This window comes from Desulfobaccales bacterium (assembly GCA_041648175.1).
In the GTDB taxonomy this organism is placed as follows: domain Bacteria; phylum Desulfobacterota; class Desulfobaccia; order Desulfobaccales; family 0-14-0-80-60-11; genus 0-14-0-80-60-11.
On record JBAZPO010000001.1, the window covers coordinates 182,850 to 201,293 of the forward strand.

Annotated in this window: 16 protein-coding genes; 14 read left to right on the forward strand and 2 right to left on the reverse strand. The window is 56.6% G+C overall.

All coding sequences use genetic code 11. From position 1 onward, the window contains the following. The first annotated feature begins 55 nt into the window (after positions 1 to 55). From WC600_00880 to WC600_00900, 5 genes are all read left to right on the forward strand, one after another. The gene (locus WC600_00880) at positions 56 to 835 is read left to right on the forward strand and encodes a hypothetical protein (GenBank protein MFA4901278.1); all 780 of its coding nucleotides are present in this window, start codon (positions 56 to 58) and stop codon (positions 833 to 835) included. A 225-nt stretch (positions 836 to 1,060) separates the two neighbouring features. Further along, positions 1,061 to 2,548: an ATP-binding protein gene (locus tag WC600_00885; protein ID MFA4901279.1), complete on the forward strand. Its 1,488-nt coding sequence runs from the start codon at positions 1,061 to 1,063 to the stop codon at positions 2,546 to 2,548. A gap of 63 nt (positions 2,549 to 2,611) precedes the next feature. Beyond that, a complete protein-coding gene (locus WC600_00890; protein MFA4901280.1) occupies positions 2,612 to 4,051 on the forward strand; it encodes a sigma-54 dependent transcriptional regulator in 1,440 nt (479 codons plus the stop codon). 254 nt (positions 4,052 to 4,305) lie between these two features. Then, positions 4,306 to 4,716, forward strand: a complete 411-nt coding sequence (locus WC600_00895; protein ID MFA4901281.1) for a response regulator — start codon at positions 4,306 to 4,308, stop codon at positions 4,714 to 4,716. 104 nt (positions 4,717 to 4,820) lie between these two features. Then, complete coding sequence (locus WC600_00900; GenBank protein MFA4901282.1) at positions 4,821 to 7,418, forward strand: PEP/pyruvate-binding domain-containing protein; 2,598 nt, start codon at positions 4,821 to 4,823, stop codon at positions 7,416 to 7,418. Between the two features lie 192 nt (positions 7,419 to 7,610). Here the strand turns inward: WC600_00900 and WC600_00905 are convergent, their stop codons facing one another. Beyond that, complete coding sequence (locus WC600_00905) at positions 7,611 to 7,961, reverse strand: PilZ domain-containing protein (protein ID MFA4901283.1); 351 nt, start codon at positions 7,959 to 7,961, stop codon at positions 7,611 to 7,613. Positions 7,962 to 8,209: 248 nt separating this feature from the next. On the opposite strand from WC600_00905, the gene WC600_00910 reads away from it, so the two are divergent. From WC600_00910 to WC600_00925, 4 genes are all read left to right on the forward strand, one after another. After that, on the forward strand, positions 8,210 to 8,818 hold the full coding sequence (locus WC600_00910) for a peptidylprolyl isomerase (protein MFA4901284.1): 609 nt from the start codon (positions 8,210 to 8,212) through the stop codon (positions 8,816 to 8,818). Positions 8,819 to 9,204: 386 nt separating this feature from the next. After that, the gene (locus WC600_00915; GenBank protein MFA4901285.1) at positions 9,205 to 9,612 is read left to right on the forward strand and encodes a hypothetical protein; all 408 of its coding nucleotides are present in this window, start codon (positions 9,205 to 9,207) and stop codon (positions 9,610 to 9,612) included. A 235-nt stretch (positions 9,613 to 9,847) separates the two neighbouring features. Further along, positions 9,848 to 10,882 carry a glycosyl hydrolase family 17 protein gene (locus WC600_00920; GenBank protein MFA4901286.1) on the forward strand — a complete coding sequence of 345 codons (1,035 nt, stop codon included), beginning with the start codon at positions 9,848 to 9,850 and terminating at the stop codon, positions 10,880 to 10,882. A 158-nt stretch (positions 10,883 to 11,040) separates the two neighbouring features. Further along, positions 11,041 to 12,432, forward strand: coding sequence for a hypothetical protein (locus WC600_00925; protein MFA4901287.1), 1,392 nt, complete (start codon positions 11,041 to 11,043; stop codon positions 12,430 to 12,432). Positions 12,433 to 12,439: 7 nt separating this feature from the next. Here WC600_00925 and WC600_00930 read toward each other — a convergent pair whose 3' ends face one another. After that, entirely contained in the window at positions 12,440 to 12,997 is a 558-nt protein-coding gene (locus WC600_00930; protein MFA4901288.1) for a flavodoxin family protein, read from the reverse strand. Positions 12,998 to 13,268: 271 nt separating this feature from the next. On the opposite strand from WC600_00930, the gene WC600_00935 reads away from it, so the two are divergent. From WC600_00935 to WC600_00955, 5 genes are all read left to right on the forward strand, one after another. Continuing rightward, entirely contained in the window at positions 13,269 to 13,736 is a 468-nt protein-coding gene (locus WC600_00935) for a DUF192 domain-containing protein (protein MFA4901289.1), read from the forward strand. A 101-nt stretch (positions 13,737 to 13,837) separates the two neighbouring features. After that, the gene (locus tag WC600_00940; GenBank protein MFA4901290.1) at positions 13,838 to 14,329 is read left to right on the forward strand and encodes an Lrp/AsnC family transcriptional regulator; all 492 of its coding nucleotides are present in this window, start codon (positions 13,838 to 13,840) and stop codon (positions 14,327 to 14,329) included. Positions 14,330 to 14,379: 50 nt separating this feature from the next. After that, entirely contained in the window at positions 14,380 to 15,663 is a 1,284-nt protein-coding gene (gene hemL, locus WC600_00945) for a glutamate-1-semialdehyde 2,1-aminomutase (GenBank protein ID MFA4901291.1), read from the forward strand. A gap of 479 nt (positions 15,664 to 16,142) precedes the next feature. Continuing rightward, positions 16,143 to 17,426, forward strand: a complete 1,284-nt coding sequence (locus WC600_00950; GenBank protein ID MFA4901292.1) for an MFS transporter — start codon at positions 16,143 to 16,145, stop codon at positions 17,424 to 17,426. A gap of 101 nt (positions 17,427 to 17,527) precedes the next feature. Further along, positions 17,528 to 18,178, forward strand: a complete 651-nt coding sequence (locus WC600_00955; protein MFA4901293.1) for a site-2 protease family protein — start codon at positions 17,528 to 17,530, stop codon at positions 18,176 to 18,178. Positions 18,179 to 18,444: the final 266 nt, after the last annotated feature.

An 18,444-nucleotide genomic window follows, 5' to 3' on the forward strand; every position in this document is an offset into this window, starting at 1 on the left:
TGCGCCATGTGAGTTGGCGGTGGCGATCCTTTGACCTTGGTGGCGGATGATGGATTTGGAGAAAGTGAATAAGTGGCGGGACCTGGCCAGCAAGATCGCGGCGGCCTTCTGCGTCATTGCTTTGTTGGCCCTGGTGGATGGTTTGCTGGTGCATTTTCGGGAACCGGCCAACCTCGTCAAGGTGCTGCCGGGGATGAATGTCGAAGTAAACGGGGAATTGACCGATGAGGCCCACGGGATTGAGGATTTGACCTTTACGACCAATTCGGATCAGCTTCAGGTGACTTTTGAGGCCATCCATAAAGGCTACTTCCTGGGAGGGGATATGTGGCGGGGGCGGCTCCTGGTCGGGGCGCAAATTTCCCCGGGAGAATATAGCCTGTCGGTTATTCCCAAGCGGACCGTTTCCCCCCGGAAGGCGCCGGCTTTCCGCATCATGGTCTTTCCCGACGCGCTCAATCTCCAAAAAAGTTCTACCTCACTGATCCGCCGCTGGTTCGGGATCTCGGCCTTTATGGTGGCGGCAGGCTGCCTGCCAGGAATTTTGCTGGCCTTCGGCGCGGTCTTTCTCCTGGCCGGTAAAAAAGACGCTTTGCTGGCGGCTGCTGGCAAGGCGGAGATTTACCGGGTCACCCCGACGGAGGACGGCTACGAAATCCGCTTTGCCCTGGGCGCCTCCAACGGCATGGTTCCCGGTGCTAAAATCTTGATTCATGATGACGCGGGCCGGCAAGTAGGAAGCGGCGCCGTGGAGGCCTCCAACCAGAAAAATTCCGTGGCCCAGGTCACGTGCGAGCAGGAGATTAAAGCGGGATATCTGGTGTCCCGGAAATAAAGACGGTTTCCGGTTTTCAGTTTTCGGTAGAGATCGCTCAGGATGACAAACAGGCTTTTTGTAAGAACCTCATATGGAAATTTAAAGCTTATTGATAAAAAAGAAAGTTCTGTAATAATTATATCTAATTGATAATTATGGATATTTTATATTTTTATTAACGGTGCACTACCAAAAATACGACTTACCGCCAAAACTGAAAACTGAAAACCGGTATTTAAACCCATGTGGAAAAACCTCAGCCTGAGGACCCGCATCTTAGTGCTCCTGGTCGCGCTGGTGCTCACCACCATCGGGGGGGGCCTGGTCACCCTGTGGCACAACGAGTCCATGGACTCCCTGCTCACCTCCCTGATCGATAAAAATGTGGCTTCATATCAAGCCGCTGAGGAACTGGAGACCGCTCTGCTGCAACAGAAGGGTTTCCTGACGTATTACTTTCTGGACGGCAAAACCCAGTGGCTCGAAGAGATGCAGCGGCATAACCAGGTCTTTGAAGGATGGCTGGTAAAGGCCCGGAAATCGGCCTACACTGAGCCCATGCGAGAGATCATCAGCCAGATTGATGCCGAATACCAAAAATATCTTGTCGTTCGGGACCAAGTAATCAGTTTATACCGGGAAGGGAATCGGGTGGCGGGAGCCCAACTGCACTGGCGGGTGCGGCAACAGTATGTCGACATTCTTAATCTCTGTCACCGCTATAAACTGGTCCATGATTACGCCATCTCTCGGGTCCGCACCGAAAGCCAGGCCCGGGCCCGCTTCATTAAGGCCTTTGCCCTGGTGGCCGTGCCTACCGTGGCGATCCTGGGGATTTTGCTGGCCTATATTCTTATCAAGCAGATTTTGGGGCCTATTCGCCAACTGGCCCTGGAGACCGCACCGGCGAATCCGGAGCCCCAAGGTCCGGATGAAGTAAAGGCCCTGAGCAGCCGGGTGCACAGTCTCATCGAGGACGTGGACCAGGCCCAGACGGAGCTTACGCGCAGCCAGGAACACCTGGTGCAGTCGGGAAAATGGGCCATGGTCGGAAAACTGGCGGCGGGGGTGGCCCACAGTATCCGCAACCCATTGACTTCGGTGAATATGCGGCTCTTCTCTTTAAAGCGCTCCCTGGCCATGTCTGACTCCCAGCAGGAAGACTTTCAAGTCATTGCCGAGGAAATCCGGCATATTGACTCGATTGTGCGCAATTTTCTGGAATTTTCCCGGCCTCCTAAGTTGAAAATGCAGTGGATCAGCCCCTCCGACGTGGTCGACAATGCCCTGGTTTTGTTGCGCCACCGGCTGGAATCTTACGAGGTCGATGTAAAACTCGTCCGGACCGAACGGCTCCCCGAGATTTGGGCCGACCCGGACCAATTGAAAGAGGTCCTGGTCAACCTGGTGCTCAACGCCTGCGAGGTAATGGTGGGTGGCGGCGCCATCACCATCCGGGAAGAAATAAGGGGGGACTCTCCCTTGGGGCCGGTGGTTGTCCTGCGGTTGAGCGACACTGGCCCCGGTATCCCCCAGTCCGTCCAGGACAAAGTTTTTCAACCGTTTTTCAGCACCAAGGAAGAAGGCACCGGCCTGGGCCTGAGCATTGCCACCCGTATTATCGAAGACCATGGCGGCCGGCTGGAATTGAAATCTAAAAAGAATGAGGGGGCGACCTTTATCATCACCCTGCCCCTTAAAATTGAATATGGTCCCTGCTTAACCATTTAACGCTTAATGATTTTGGCGAAAAGATACCATCCGCGGAACCGTACGAAAAAGGAATGAGGCATCATGGGCAACATCTTGATCGTGGACGACGATGCGCAGCTCCGACAGAGCTTTGAGAAAATCTTGACCGCGGAAGGCCACGCGGTAAAAACTGCCTCCAGCGGCGAGGCGGCGATTGCCATGGTCCAGGCCGCGGTCCCAGACCTGGTAATTATGGATGTGCGCATGCCGGGCATGAACGGCCTGGAGGCCTTTCGGGTTATGCACGAAATCGAGCCCAAGCTGCCGGTGATCATCATGACCGCGTTCGGCACCACCGAGACGGCCATCGAGGCCACCAAGCTGGGCGCCTTCGAATACGTCCTCAAGCCCTTCGAAAATATTCAGGACATCCTGGCGCTCATCGGCCAGGCCCTGGAGGCGGGGCGGTTCATGCGCTCCCGGGTCGAGTTGGACGTTGCCCCGGATACCGCTGCGGCAGATGCCCTCATCGGCAAGAGTAAACCCATGCAGGAGGTTTATAAGGCCATCGGCCGGGTGGCTCCCACCGACGCCACGGTGCTCATCCGGGGCGAATCGGGCACCGGCAAGGAACTAGTAGCCCGGGCCATCTATCAGCACAGCTTACGTTCGGCCAAACCTTTCCTGGTCATCAACTGCGTGGCAATTCCCGAGACCCTGCTTGAGTCCGAACTCTTCGGCTACGAAAAAGGCGCCTTTACCGGCGCGGTCAACCGCCGGGTGGGCAAGTTCGAACAGGCGCACGGGGGCACCGTGTTCCTGGATGAAATCGGGGACATGCCCTTTTCCATTCAAGCCAAAATCCTGCGCCTGCTTCAGGAAAAGAGCATCGAACGATTGGGCGGCCGGGAACCTATCCCTGTGGATGTGCGCATCATCGCCGCCACCAACCGGGACCTGGAAACGGCCCTGGCCCAGGGGCGCTTCCGGGAGGACCTGTATTACCGCCTCAAAGTGGTGACCCTTACCCTGCCGCCGCTCAGGGAACGGTCCCAGGATATTAGCCTCCTGGCCGACTATTTCCTCTCCCGGTTTGCCAAGGAAATGGACGTAAGCAATCCGGGCGCGGCCGCCGAGGCCAAGCTGATCCTCCAAAACTACCAGTGGCCCGGTAATGTCCGGGAATTGGCCAACGCCATGCAAAAGGCCCTGATTTTCAGCCGGGGCTATCCCATTCACCCGGAGGACGTCTCCAGGGCTATCGGCGGTCAAAGTCTGAGCCAGGAAGCCCGAGGGGTGCAGGCCGATGAGATTGTCCGGCAGTGGGTGCGGCAAAGCCTGGTCTCCGGGGACGGCAAGGACGTCTTTGAGGTATGCATGGACCATTTTGCCAGTCTTCTCATCAGTGAAGCCTTGGACCTGACCAGCGGCAATCGCAGCCGGGCTGCCAAACTTCTGGGCATTTCCCGGCCGACGCTTTTGTCCAAGATCGATAAGTACCGGCTCAAAGTGCAGACTTCCGTCAAGCTGGAGGGGCCTTGAGGCAGGGGCCAGGTGTCAGGTTTCAGGTGTCAGGTGTCAGTAAAAGCTGGGAGTCAATGATTAATCGGAAGGTCTGCCACAACCTGCCTTGCCTTTTACAAACTGTAAAAAATAACGACAGCTTATCCTGCCAGGATTAATTTAATTATTGTATTCATTCCAGATAATTCCTATAAAACCAGATAGTTACTAATTTATAGTTTTGTTTCTGCCTTGGCACGGCGGTTGCTCAGTTTATACCCGAGGGAACCCCTGTGGCCGATAGGTGTAAAATATTAATAACGGATCGCAACCGGCATGTGCGGGATTTCCTGCGGCGGGAGTTGACCGCGGAAGGATATCAGGTGGAGATGGCCGCCGATGGCCGGGAGATCTTGAGCCGGATCAACGGCGATGACCCACCCCAGCTCCTTATTTTGGACCTGGAAATTCCTTACCTGGATGAACCGGGGTTGTGGGACCGGTTGAAGGAATGCCAGCCGCCCCTGCCGGTGGTGATCCACACCCTTCTGCCCCACTATCCCACCAACCTGACGTTGCCCCTCGCCGCGGCCTTTTTGGAAAAAAAAGGTGAAACTGATCTTTTAAAAGCGGTGGTGGCCGACGTTATCGGCAAGTATTACCCTAAGGGCATCCCGGCCCGGGAACACGCAGGAGTCAGATGAAGGCAGGAGCTCATGAGCTTGCGGCTCTCTCAAAAAAAGAAAAAAGCCGGCCTCCGTGCTCGCCGACAGACGCGAAGGTTGGAACCTTGAACTTTGAACTTTTTATGGCCAACCTATTCCAACGTTTAAGAAACATCTTTTCCGGGGCGGAGCCCGAACCGGCCCTGTCCATGGAAGAACTCCGGGCGGCCTTTAGGGCTCGATATCACGCCTTCAAACTTCTGCTCGCCGCCAATAACACCGCGCTGCAGCTCATGACCGACATGGAGGCGGCCCTCCGGGGCAAACACAGCTTTGGCATGACCTTTATCCGGTCGCACGCCACGGCGGTGTGCGTCAATGTCTTTAATATTATCAGGAACTTAAACGAATTAACCGAAAACCGCTACCAGGCGCTGGTGAACATCTTTAGCGGTATTGAAAAACAGATTGACGCCACCCTCTCGCGGCGGCAGGCGCCCCCGATCTCTGAGTTGGTGCTGCCCCTTACCGCCGTGGGCCGGGAGATGGCTGACGGAGTTGGGAGCAAAATGGCCAACCTGGGGGAGATCACCGGCCGGTTGCCGGAGCTGGCGGTGCCCCCAGGGTTTGCCATCACCACGGCGGCCTACGATCTGTTTATGTCTCACAATCAGTTGACCGACGAAATCAACCGGCTCCTGCAAGCCATGGCCGAAGAGGAGATCGCTGATCTCTACCGGAAGAGTTCGGAAATCCAGAGGCTTATCATCGGGGGCGAGATGCCCCCTGAACTGGCCGAGGCCATTTCTCAAGCCTATGCGGAACTGCAAGTCGCCGCCGGTCCTGACGTTAAGGTGGCCCTGCGCTCCAGCGCCATTGGCGAAGATGCCGCGGACACCTCCTTTGCCGGGCAGTATCACTCGGAACTAAACGTCAGCACCGATCACCTCCAGATCGCCTATAAAGAGGTCCTGGCCAGCAAATATGCCTTGACCGCCTTGAGCTACCGGCTGCACAAGGGGCTCCGGGATGAAGACGTGGCCATGTGCGTGGGCTGTATGGCCATGGTGGACTCGGCCTGCGGCGGGGTGATGTACTCCCGGGACCCCACTGACATTCGGCGCGATACCATTTTTCTCAATGCCGTTCATGGGTTGGCCAAATCCGTGGTGGACGGGACGGTGACGCCGGACCTGTGGGTCATTTCCCGGGATGAGCCCCTGATGATCCTGAAGCGAGAGGTCCACGACAAAGGCCAAAAAGTCGTGTGTTTACCGGAGGAAGGGGTGCGCCTGGAAAGTGATGCTCAAAGTCTGGATCCCGCCCTCACTGACGACCAGGCGCTGCACCTGGCCCGGATTGCCCTGGCCTTGGAGTCACATTTTCAAGGCCCCCAGGATATTGAATGGTGTATCGACAAAGACGGCCGCATCTGGATCCTCCAAAGCCGGCCTTTGAAGCAGATGGCCGCGCCCCGGGACACCGCCCCTGCCCTGGCGGGGGCATATCCGGTGCTGCTCCGGGGCGGGGAGCCGGCCAGTTCGGGCGTGGCCGCGGGAGTTGTTTACCTGGTGCAGAATAACCTGGATCTCCTGCAATTTCCCGAGGGCGCGGTCTTGGTCACCGCCTTCCCTCATCCCGGTTGGGCCCCGCTTTTGAGCCGGGCCGCGGCCCTCATCACCGACCGGGGGGGCATCACCGGGCACTTGGCCAACGTCGCCCGGGAGTTCGGCCTCCCGGCCCTGTTCAACACCACCGACGCCACCACCCAACTGGTCCCCGGCCAGGTGGTGACGGTGGACGCCGAAGGCCTGGCCGTGTACCAGGGCCGGGTGGAGGAACTCCTGGCCCTGGCCGGTTCCAAAGAGGGATTCATGGCCGGTACTCCCGTGGGCGCAACCCTCAAAGAGGTCATGACCTATATCACCCCTTTGCATCTCACCAACCCCGAGGCCCCGGACTTCACACCCCGAGGCTGCCGCACCCTTCATGACATTACTCGCTTCGCCCACGAAATTGCCGTCAAGGAGATGTTTGCCTTTGACAAAAAACAGGCCTTCTCCCGCTATTTCATCAAGCGCCTGGTGACGCCGGTGGCCCTGGAGTGGTGGGTGTTAAACCTGGAAGACGGCTTCAAAGAAGAGGTGGCGGGCAATACGGTGGACCTGAGCAATATTGCCTCCGTCCCCATGCTGGCCCTGTGGAAGGGCATCACCGCAGTGCCCTGGGAAGGCCCGCCGCCGGTGGACACCCGGGGCTTCATGTCCATCGTCATGGGCGCGGCCACGGACCCCAACCTGGCTAACGCGGGCGGCACCATCTTCGGCAATCAGAACTACTTCATGATCGCCCGGGACTTCTGCAACCTGACTTCCCGCCTGGGGTTCCATTTTTCCACGGTGGAGGCCCTGGTGGGGGACCAGGCCTTTGAAAATTATATCCGCTTCGCCTTCAAGGGCGGGGCTGCGGACTACCCCCGGCGGATCAGGCGGACCAAATTCGTGGCTGAGATCCTGGAGGGGTACCACTTCAAGGTGGATGTGACGGAGGACGCCCTGTTCGCGCGCCTTGAAGCCGAAGCCAAAGATTACATGCTCTCCCGGCTGCGCGTCCTGGGCTACCTCACCATCCACACCCGGCAACTGGACATGATCATGCTCAATGACACGGATGTCCATTATTATGCTGAAAAATTCACCCAAGACCTGGAAAAGCTGGCCGTCATCGGCACGCCGGCTTGAGGCGAGATCGGCCGAGACGCGAGAGCTTCCGGCCTCCATTAGTTTTCATCCGGAAACGTCTTTAAAATTTCCCCCCTTACCAAAGGGAGGCTAGGCGATTTATAACTGCCCGAAAATCCCCCTAAATCCCCCTTTTCCAAAGGGGAACTTTGAAGGCCGTTTGCATCTTTAAACGTTTTCGCTGGGAACCAATTAGCCTCTTTTTTCCCCCTTGGACGCGCCCAAAGGAGTCAGGAATTCCACTGCCACACCGAAAAAGGTGTGGTACTCTTGCGGAGGATCGATCCGAATCACCTTGCCGCGCCCTTTAAAATAGCAGAAGGCCGGCTTTTCAGTCAGGGTGGTGTCGGTGGAAATGTCCATAGTGAAGTCTATTACTTGCCCCGGCTCAAACTCCGGCTCTTCCTTACAGCGGAAATAAATCCCTCCCGAACTCATATTTGACAAGATCGCCGGTGGTTCCGGTTCTTTCGATTCTGACCCAGTGGCCTTGTATTTCATGGCAATGCACTTGGGTACCCTCTTGTGTTTGCGCTTTTCCATGCATCGCAACTTTAGCTGAGGTTGGCCGGCAGCGTCATACCTCTGAACTTGGGTCTCTATGAGTTCTTTGGTCAAAAGAACTTCACTATAACATCTTGATAGCACGGACATTTTTAAAAATCAATGTAAATTATGCCTAAGGCCTCCCGCGTTTTCTTTTCCCCATTGACGGGCTATTTGTTAAACTGGCGCAAGTTGCCATTCTGCTACAATCGTTCATGGATCTCAGGCGAGATGGAGGGTGCAGCATGAATATCATTGGGGGTTACAGGTTCGGCACACTGATCCTGGCCGTCTGCCTCACAGTGGGGTTAATCTTGGGAGCCGGGCAAAGCTGCCGGGCAGAAAGGAGTCATCCGATGGTCAAACTGGAAACGAGTATGGGGGGCATTACCCTGGAGTTGTATCCGGACAAAGCCCCGGCTACCGTGGCCAATTTCCTGGAGTACGTTAAGGCGGGATTTTACAACGGCACCATTTTCCACCGGGTCATCAGCGGCTTTATGATCCAGGGCGGCGGGTTGGATGCCCAGATGAATAAGAAGGCCACCCGGGCGGCCATCAAAAACGAAGCCAATAATGGCCTGACCAATGACGCCTACACCATCGCCATGGCCCGGACCGGCGACCCTGATTCGGCCACGGCCCAGTTTTTCATCAACGTGGCCAACAACACTTCACTCAATCACACCGGGCCAACCCCCCGGGGTTGGGGCTACGCGGTGTTCGGCAAGGTGATCAAGGGCCAGGATATCGTTGACAAAATTAAAGCCGTACCCACCACCACCCAAGGCATGTACGAAGATGTGCCTTCGACACCGGTGACCATCACCAAGGCCACCGTAGTCCAGGAATAGCCCGAGAGCCTGGCCGCCTCACTTCCGGGACCTGTACCTGCCCGGAAGTGAGGCATTGCCAGTGCTGCTAACGCCTGCAACCCGCAGTTCTGATCCCAGCCTTATTTCTCTCTAAAATCAAATTATTCTTTGCGATAATCTCCCGTGCCAGGCCGGTGTGGGTTCACGTTGCGGACCTCAACTGGTTCCAGCCCAATACGCGGCCAGGGCAAGCCGGATTGACATATCCGGGGTTCATGCCTATATTTTATCTATTATATTGACTCATCTCGGCACCCATTTTGCAGCTCAAGATAGGCAAGGCGGCAGCGATGCTTAGGTAGGGCGCATTCACTAAAACCGGGGTTCGTTTCCCGGATCGGCTGGCCGCCACCAAGGAGCACTTTATGAAAAAAATGAAAAAGCTCATGATCGTGTTGCTTTGTGGGTTCATATTGACGCCGATTACCGCCTGGGGACAGAAATGGGTTGAGCCTTATACGGACAAAGACGGCACCAAGGTGGAAGGGCATTGGCAGACCCCGGACGATCTCAGAAAGGATCAGTATTCTACCCCGGGCAAAGTTAATCCCTATACCGGGCAATTCAACCCTTACAGCAGCAGCCTGCCAGGACCGCGGGCTGTTCCAACCCCCTTGAACCCAACACCCATGACCCAAAACCCGTATTATCCCCGACAGGACTTCGGGTATCAAGGAACTCTGCCCGCAAACCCAAACCCGGCAGTCCAAACCCCTTTGAACCCGAACCCTTATTTTCCCCCGCAACCGGACTACCGATACCGGGGGAACTAGCCGTCCCCACCCAGCCCAGATCAGATCAGCCAGCCCGGATTTGTTATCCGGGCTTTTTCTTTGGAAATGCCTAATAGGTCCTACGTTTTATAGTATAAGAAAAATTTTTAAGCTATTTTTATAAAGACATAAGTGTTTGTTATTTTGATAGGTTATAGTTTATAATCTATCTCTTGACAATCTTTAGCTTAAGATTATTTTAATATATATTTATATATTTTATGAGGAGGCAAATATGCAGAGACGAGCGGCAGTCGTTATCATGGTAATCGCTCTGGCCCTGGGGTTGGCAGTGGGCCAGGCTTTGGCGCAGACCATCGGGGTGGATTACGGACCCTATCATAAGCCCGGACAGGCTCCCGGCTTTAATATCCCGGATGCCCAGTTTATTAGCGACCTGCGGACAATTGCCACAAAATTTGGCTACGTCAAAACCTATGGATCTGACCCGGTCCTGGCCAGAATCGTGCCTTTGATCCAAGCCAATAGCATCCCTCTCAAAGTCGCGGTGGGGATTTTCGAGTCCAGTGCCAATCGAGATGCCCCTGATGGCACGAATGCGCAAATCGCTGCGGCCATTGCCATTGCCCAGAACCCGCTATACGCCGGCATTGTCAACATGGTGGTGGTCGGCAATGAATGCATCGCCGGCCCCGGGTGGTCCAGCACCCCAAACCCGGTGCCGGTCAGCACTTTGATCGCGGACTTGAACACGGTAAAAGCGGCCCTGCCTGGAGTAACGGTAACTACCGATCTCACGTATCAGGCGGGATTGGATCTTAACGGTCCCTTAAGTTCATTGCTCCCGGTTATTGATAACGTCATGGTCAATATCTATCCCTTTTATGGGCAGGTGGCCATTGACGGCGCCCTGGCCAATCTGACAAACGCCTATGGATTGTTTAGTGGTCACGGCAAACCGGTCTGGGTAGGTGAAACCGGCTGGCCCAGCGCCGGCGCTCAAAATGGAGCAGCCATACCCAGCGTACCCAACGAACAGAAGTTCACTTCGGACGTGCTCGGAGCCGACCTGCCCTATGCGGGAATATATCTCTTCGAAGCCTTTGACGAGCTCTGGAAGACCGACAATAGTTGGGAACAGCATTGGGGCCTGTGGGATCAGAACGGCATCGCCAAGTTCAATATCGGAGCTCCTCCAACCAACTCCGTGCCCATCCCCGGCAGCCTGCTCCTGCTGGGCTCCGGATTGTTGGGTCTGGTGCCTTTCCGATACGCATTGGGGAGATTGCGCTCTTCCCGCCAGGTCTAAATAGGGATTGATCAGGTCAACCTGCAAGAGGAAAACCCTGCCAGGATGAATGGACCAGCACACCAGGCGCATCCTCCTAGGAATGCGCCTGGTGTGCTTTCCACCACTGTCCCGGCCATACCGCAGGGGAGAACTGTCCAACCACGCTGGAGATTATTATGAACAAGGTTCGCCATCTCCCCGGTTTACTCCTCATTGCTGGCCTGCTTGCCTTTGTCGCGGCCATCGGCCTGCCAAATCTGGCCTGGGCCCAGTTGGCTCTTCAGCCTGCCGATAAGCATTCAACTCTCCCTGACGCAAGTCTCAACTATATTCGGGATGATGAGTTCGCTCAATTGATGCACGACAACCTGATCAAGGGGGGCGCCAGCTTCGTCAAGGATGCCCAGTTCCTCTTCCAGGAATGCTACGGCGGCGGCATGCTGGACGACCTGAAAGCGGCTTTCGGCACGACTCTCAGTTGGGTCGGCGGTTCCGCCTCCCGGTACGATCAGACGTCGGGGGGCCAAATTTCTACTCTGGAGAAAGCCAAGGAAACCGGCGTGGATAGCATATATGTAGCCAATCCGCCCCAAGACTACTGGACCAAAGCGTTGGTCCCCCAGTTGGGAATGTCCCAGACGCTGTTGCAGAGCATCAACAATGCCAGGGACAATGACAAGATCGGGGTTAAGGGGGTCATCGGGCGCTTTGAGAATGGCCAGTCCATCGCGGCCAATGGCGGGGAAAATCTCCTACTCAATGACGCACAGGTGAACTCCCATTACGCCATCCTTTGGGCCGGCTATGCCGATCACTTGCGCCATTTCACCGATATCGACACCCTCCGGCAGACCCTGCAAAATGTCTGGCAGGGCACCAATTATCAAATAAAAATCTTGTATGGCGACGGCCTCCATGAAACCACCAAGGGCCAGTATGACACTGTGGCCCTGCCCGCCTCCTGGAATCAAGGCCAGGTATCCACCAAGGGAGGCACCATCGCCAACCTTAAGACCACCATGGCAAATATTGCCCAGAACCTGGGAGCCGATGCGGACTTCTTCTTTTTCGCCAGCAATCACGGTGGAGTGCTCACGGATGTCAAATCGACCAGCGCCCCGGTCCTCCCCGGGAACCACGTGGTGGAGACCTTTACTTTAACCCAGGGCGAATTGATCGGTATGCAACTTGAGCAACTGGATCCGGGGGGCCTCAATCCTGACTCCCCGATCTTGACCATAGGCTATGACAATCCCGACGATGGTCTCATGAATGCCCTGGTAAGCTTAAACGGTCATCTCCTGGGCAAGCTCGATCCCAAGGCCACGGAGACGCAGTTTAGCATCCCCGTGAACTTCCTATCCCTCGATAATGAGATTGACATTTTCAATGCCGGCTTGGCGTCAATTGTTCTTAAAGATCAATACTTCTATACCGGCAACATCGACACTACCCCGCAAGCGGTCCCCGTTCCTGCCTCTGCCGTCCTCCTGGGCTCCGGCCTTATGGGCTTGCTGGGGTGCGGCCGGGTCTTCACGGGATTTATGGCACGGACGCGGCCTGAATAAAAAGAATTTAGCCAACCAACTCCTGAGCGAGAGCCGCGGCCTGGGCCATCAGATCCGTTTGCTGCGCGACTTCGCCGGCTTCCCAGACGCCGACAGCCCGGAGCAGGCGGATGGGGTCGCAGCCGTACAGCTTCAGCCAACGTTCGTAGCGGGGAAAGATGTCTTCAAATTGCGCCGGGTCGGGATTGGCCTGGGTCAGGATCATCACGGCCTTTTTCCCCGCGGCGAGCCGACAGGAAAAATCCGGGTTGATGCAGGAATAAGTGCGGTCGAAAAAGGCTTTCAACTGGCTGCTCAGGTCTCCGAAGTATACCGGCGAGGCCAGCACCAGGACGTCGGCCTCCCTGAGAGCCTCCAAAACCTTCGCCAAGTCGTCCTCCAGGATGCAGGTTTCGCTCTTGGTCTTACAGGCCATGCAGGCCTGGCAACCCTTAAAGTCCATCTGGTTCAAGAGAAACTCCTGGGTCTCGGCCCCCCGCCCTTTGGCAGCCTCAAGGAAGGCCCGGGCCAACGTATTGCTGTTGCCCTGGGGCCGGGGAGAACCCAGCACGGCGACAATCTTCATGGCAAAATCTCCTGATTCCATAAATTAGGTTTCACCGCGAATATAACACAGGGTTCAGCCGGCTCCAGGGCTTTTTCAACGGACCGCTGGCCATTGCTATAAAGCGGTCAAAAGTTCTTTCCGGAATGGGAATACTTCAAAAACCAAAATTCCCTCCAACCCTCCTTTTCCAAAGAGGGGAGTTGTTCGGCATAAATGGTTGGCAAAAGCTATAAGTACTTTTTGGTTATCGCGATATGAAGTAAGATATGGACTGGGAGTATCCAAAAAAGTGAAGCTGACAGCCAGCCGCATCATGAAGATCCAGGCTATATTGGGGGTGGTCCTGGCCGTCCTCCTGGGGCTCGCCGGGCCGGTCCCAGGACAGGACGTCTCCGCACCCAGCAACCCCTGGCTCTGGGTGACCATCGGCAAGGTCAAGGTGAAGGCTGAAGCGGTGCACACCCCGGAACGGCTCCATTTGGGTCTCAGCTATCGCCGGGAACTGCCCGAGGGCCAGGGGATGCTCTTCTTCATGCCGGCAATTGAGGTCCAGACCTTCTGCATGCGGGGGATGCAATTTCCCCTGGACCTCATCTGGATCGTCGCCGGCAAGGTGGCGGGCATCACGCCCAACGTACCCCCCACCTTTCCCGGAAACTTACCCTCGCCGACGCCGGTGAACTATGTCCTGGAAGTCACTGGCGGCTTTGCCGACAAATACGACATTAAGGTGGGAGACCGGGTGAGATGGAAGTAGATCTGGAGGGGCGGGTTTTAAACCCGGCCCTACCCACTTCCTCGCCCTTGCCAAGCCCGGCGGATTAATCTATATTCCCTGAAAGATTGAGGAAGTCGTTGATGCTGTCGGATTTGGACAAAAAGGTGATCCTGGCCCTGCAACGGGACCTGGAAATCTGCCCCCAGCCGTTTCTGGAGATCGCGGAGTATTTGGCGATCCCGGAAGGGGAATTGCTGGCCATCATCCAGAGCTTGATGGAGCGGGGCTACATCCGGCGGTTCGGGGCCACCCTGCGCCACCAGCAGTCGGGGTATGAAGCCAACGCCTTGGTGGCCTGGGCGGTGCCGGAGGCTGACGTGCAACGCATCGGCAAGCACCTGGCCGGGCAGCGGGCCGTCACCCACTGCTATGCCCGCCGGCCGGCCCCCACCTGGCCGTATAACCTTTATACCATGATTCACGGCCACACCCGGGAGGAATGCGTCGAGATTGCCGCCCGCATGGCGGCGGAAACCGGGATTGACGACTACGAGATGCTGTTCAGCGAGATCGAACTGAAGAAGACCACCATGCGCTATTTCAAAGAAGGTGAGCCTGTTCCACAGACCTAAAAGGCGCTAGATGCGGGCGGACACTCGTTTCCGTCCCTTGAGGACCCGTCATGTCAATAAACCAGAAATCCGACGAACTCTTTAAAGCGGGCTGTGAGCTGATGCCTGGTGGTGTGAACAGCCCCGTGCGGGCCTGGCAGGCCGTGGGCCTGACTCCCCGGATCATCGCCCGGGGGGCGGAAGCCCGAGTTTTTGACGTGGACGGCAACTCCTACCTGGATTATGTGGCCTCCTGGGGACCCTTAATCCTGGGTCATGCCGCGCCCGCGGTGGTCTCCGCAATTGCCGAGGCCGCGGCCCGGGGCACCAGTTTCGGCGCCCCCACCCCGGGAGAACTCGAACTGGCCCGGGTTTTGTGCGCCGCAGTGCCGTCGCTTGAGATGGTGCGCCTGGTCAATTCCGGCACGGAAGCCACCATGAGTGCCTTAAGGCTGGCTCGGGGCGCCACAGGTCGTCCCCGCGTGATCAAATTCGACGGTTGTTACCACGGGCACGCCGACTCTTTTCTGGTGGCCGCGGGCAGCGGTGTCCTCACCCACGCCATTCCGGGCAGCCCTGGGGTACCTGAGGAGATTGCGAATTTGACTATCTCCCTGCCCTACAACAACCTTGGGGCGGTGCGCCAGGCGGTGCGTCAGTACCCCGGCGAGATCGCGGCCCTTATCGTGGAACCCGTGGCAGGGAACATGGGGGTGGTGCCCCCGATGCCCGGATTTCTGGAGGGTTTGCGCCAGATCTGTGACGCCGAAGAGATCCTTTTGATCTTTGATGAGGTTATTACCGGTTTTCGGGTAGCCCGGGGAGGCGCCCAGGAATTGTACGGCATCCGGCCCGACCTCACCTGCCTGGGCAAAATCATCGGCGGCGGCCTGCCGGTGGGCGCTTACGGTGGCCGCCGGGACTTGATGAGCCAGATGGCCCCGGTCGGCCCCATCTACCAGGCCGGCACCCTGTCGGGGAATCCTGTGGCGGTGGCCGCTGGGCTCGCGACCCTGGCGGCCCTGCATGAACCCGGCTTCTACGCGGACCTGGAGTGGAAGGCGGCCTGGCTGGCCCGGGAACTGGCCGAGGCCGCGGGTCGTCAGGGCCTGCCGGTGACCGTCAATCGGGTGGGGTCCATGCTCACCCTGTTTTTTACCGCCGGCCCGGTGAGCACCCTGGAGGAAGCCAAGCAAGCCGACCTGAGGCAATTCCGCAAATTCTTTCAGGGCCTGCTCGAGGCGGGGATCGCTCTCCCGCCCTCCCAATTCGAAGCCTTTTTCGTCTCCTCCGCCCATACGCGCCGGGACCTGGCAGATACCGTGGCCGCGGCCGAACGTGTTTGGTCCCGGTAGCCTTTACTGCGAAAAAAGCTTTCAGCGGTCAGCTTTCAGCGAATACACCTAATTGGCACGATTCTCCGACCTGAAGGGCGGAGACCGTCCGCTATTTCCTAACCTTCTCTCCCCCCAATGCTACCTCGGCGTCTTTGCTGAAAGCTGACCGCTGAAAGCTGACAGCTTGCTTTCCTATGGGGTGAAGCACCCCCCGGGGTGGGAAGAATGTCCCAAAAATCGGCCTAAGCACCCAATTTGGAGTGTAAGCCAGAGTTTGTGAAAAGTTTCATAAACCCAGTGATTTTAGCTATTTCAATTGACTCAGATAATTTTTCATGCTTAACATGGCGTTGGCAGGTACCTTGCACTAGTTAGCATGATCTTAAATTTGATCTCAAAAGGAGGTGGGGCTGGCGTATTGAGAAAAGGCCCAGGGCAATTATTTACCCCATAAACCCGCACGTTATTATCATTCTTTAATCTTAGGGAGGGATCTCATGGTAGATAAAGTTCCAGGAAAAGCATGGGTAGTGGTATTTTGCGGCACCGCGGTTAACCTCTGTTTGGGGATCCTTTACGCCTGGAGCGTTTGGACTAAGCAGCTGATCAGTGTAGAAAAGGCTGGTCAGCTCATCACCGCCGGCCCTGGGGTAGGCTGGACTTATCTGACCAATGCCCAGGCCGCCAATCCGTTTTCCCTTTGCGTCCTTATCTTCGCCCTTTTAATGATTCCGGGCGGCCGTATTCAGGATAAAGCGGGCCCCAAAGTGGGCGCCATCACCGGCGGTCTCTTCCTGGCGATTGGCTGCATCATTGCCGGGTTATCCAAAAGCTATACCGGCTTAATCATTGGTTTCGGCATCTTCGGCGGCATCGGCATGGGTATCGGTTACGCCGCGCCCACACCGGCGGCTTTGTCCTGGTTCGGCCCGCATAAACGTGGTCTCATCGCCGGTCTGGTCGTGGGTGGATACGGCGGAGCGGCCTTGTACATCGCTCCTTTGGCGACTTATCTGATCGGCGCCTACGGCGTTGCTTCCAGTTTCGTGATCTTGGGTATCTTATTCGCCGCAGTCGTCATCATTGCCGGGTCCCAGCTGGCCAAGGCGCCTCCGGGCTATGTGGCTCCGGCGCTGGTGCTCAAGGCGGGCGCGGCTCCGGCTAAGGCCGCTGGCACCCTGGTGGATTGGGCGCCGTCGGAAATCTTTAAGGCCTGGCAGTTTTATGCCCTGGTGTTTATGTTTATCGGCACCACCCAGTCGGGGCTGTTGGTCATCGCTAACGCAGCGCCCATCGGGACCAAAATCCTGGGTGCCAGCGCCTGGCTGCTGGTATCCTGGGGCGGCCTGATTAACGCCCTGGGCCGGGTAGGCACCGGTATGTATTCCGATAAGATCGGCCGCGGCAACGCCTATGCCCTGAACTGCCTGGTATCGGCCGCGTGCCTGTTCCTGCTGCCCAGCATTCTCGGCAGCAACAGCGTTTTCCTGATGTTCCTGGCCGTGGGTATTGCTTACTGGCAGTACGGCGGTGGCCTGGCGCTGATGCCGGCTTACACGGCCGACTTCTTTGGCCCCAAGAACCTGGGCATGAACTACGGTCTGGTGTTCATCGGTTGGGGTCTGGGCTTCTTCATGACCCGGCTGGCCGGCACCATTAAAGACATCACCGGCAGCCTGGATTATGCCTTCTACCTTTCCGCCTTGGTACTCATAGTCGCGGTTGTCGTTTCCTGGGTTACCAAGCGGCCCATGCACATTGCATCCGGAGAAGTAAGATAATCCATTAATGGGGGGTAGTTTCCAACCCCTAATCTGGTAAACTGAGAAGGCAGGGATGCTTCCCTGCCTTCTTCACGTTCAAAGAGGGTGTGACTTAAACCATGACAACCAGTATTGCGTGGCCGGTGCCATTTATTCTCGGTCCCCATAACCTCGCCATTGATGCCGTGACTGCCTTTGTAGTATCAGTGCTCCTGGCATGTATGGTCAACGCCGAGGCCCAGGCCTTTGCCAGCACCTTTTTGGGGGATTCCCGGGTGGGGGCCAAAGACCGGTTCAATTTCAACGTCTTTCTCCATCTGAATATTTTGGGCTCCATCTGTTATTTGGTGGGGGGCTTCGGGTGGCCCCGAACCATGGAGATAGACCGCAGTAAATTTGCCCATCCCCGTCTCTATACGGCTATCACCCGCCTGGCCGGGCCGGTGGCCAACCTCCTGTTGGCAGGGATCGCCGCCAGTGTTGTATCTTTAATGAAGTCCTTTGAATGGGACCCTATGGTTTTTCTTATGGTGGTTGGGGTCAACGTCACCACGGCCGTCTACAATCTGATTCCCATTCCGCCTCTGGCCTTAGGCTCTCTGGTCTCCGAATTATTGCCGGAGGATCGTGCCAAAGCCATCCTGGTCCAGGTCGGACCCTTCCTCGTCCTCGCCTTGGCCCTGCTTTCGCGCATCACTCCCCAGGGCATCTTCAGCCCCTATCTTGATCCCTTGGTCAAAACGGTATTCGCCTTTTTTAGGGGCGCTTAACCTCACTCCGCTTTAAAAATCAACAGATTTAGCAAAGCCGACTTGCCTTTCGCCTTGCTCCAGATGAATCGAATCTTATCCCGCCTTGCGCTAGGGGGCGTTTTTTTCCACGGATTTATAGCGCTTGCCAAAAGTTCTTCCTTTTATTCCCCTGCCCTCTTGTGAGAGAGTTTGAGAGTTGAATAAGATAAAATGAGTATCAACGGGTAATTTTTTGATGCTCTCGGGAATTAAGGGAGATAGGAAAGATGGCAGTCTTTTTGCAA

Bases quoted from the DNA above. Each gene is read 5' to 3' on its own strand.
- WC600_00885 (MFA4901279.1), top strand. From the start codon at position 1,061: ATGTGGAAAAACCTCAGCCTGAGGACCCGCATCTTAGTGCTCCTGGTC.
- WC600_00890 (MFA4901280.1), top strand. From the start codon at position 2,612: ATGGGCAACATCTTGATCGTGGACGACGATGCGCAGCTCCGACAGAGC.
- WC600_00900 (MFA4901282.1), top strand. From the start codon at position 4,821: ATGGCCAACCTATTCCAACGTTTAAGAAACATCTTTTCCGGGGCGGAG.
- WC600_00905 (MFA4901283.1), bottom strand. From the start codon at position 7,961: ATGGAAAAGCGCAAACACAAGAGGGTACCCAAGTGCATTGCCATGAAA.
- WC600_00910 (MFA4901284.1), top strand. From the start codon at position 8,210: ATGAATATCATTGGGGGTTACAGGTTCGGCACACTGATCCTGGCCGTC.
- WC600_00915 (MFA4901285.1), top strand. From the start codon at position 9,205: ATGAAAAAAATGAAAAAGCTCATGATCGTGTTGCTTTGTGGGTTCATA.
- WC600_00920 (MFA4901286.1), top strand. From the start codon at position 9,848: ATGCAGAGACGAGCGGCAGTCGTTATCATGGTAATCGCTCTGGCCCTG.
- WC600_00925 (MFA4901287.1), top strand. From the start codon at position 11,041: ATGAACAAGGTTCGCCATCTCCCCGGTTTACTCCTCATTGCTGGCCTG.
- WC600_00930 (MFA4901288.1), bottom strand. From the start codon at position 12,997: ATGAAGATTGTCGCCGTGCTGGGTTCTCCCCGGCCCCAGGGCAACAGC.
- WC600_00940 (MFA4901290.1), top strand. From the start codon at position 13,838: ATGCTGTCGGATTTGGACAAAAAGGTGATCCTGGCCCTGCAACGGGAC.
- hemL (MFA4901291.1), top strand. From the start codon at position 14,380: ATGTCAATAAACCAGAAATCCGACGAACTCTTTAAAGCGGGCTGTGAG.
- WC600_00950 (MFA4901292.1), top strand. From the start codon at position 16,143: ATGGTAGATAAAGTTCCAGGAAAAGCATGGGTAGTGGTATTTTGCGGC.
- WC600_00955 (MFA4901293.1), top strand. From the start codon at position 17,528: ATGACAACCAGTATTGCGTGGCCGGTGCCATTTATTCTCGGTCCCCAT.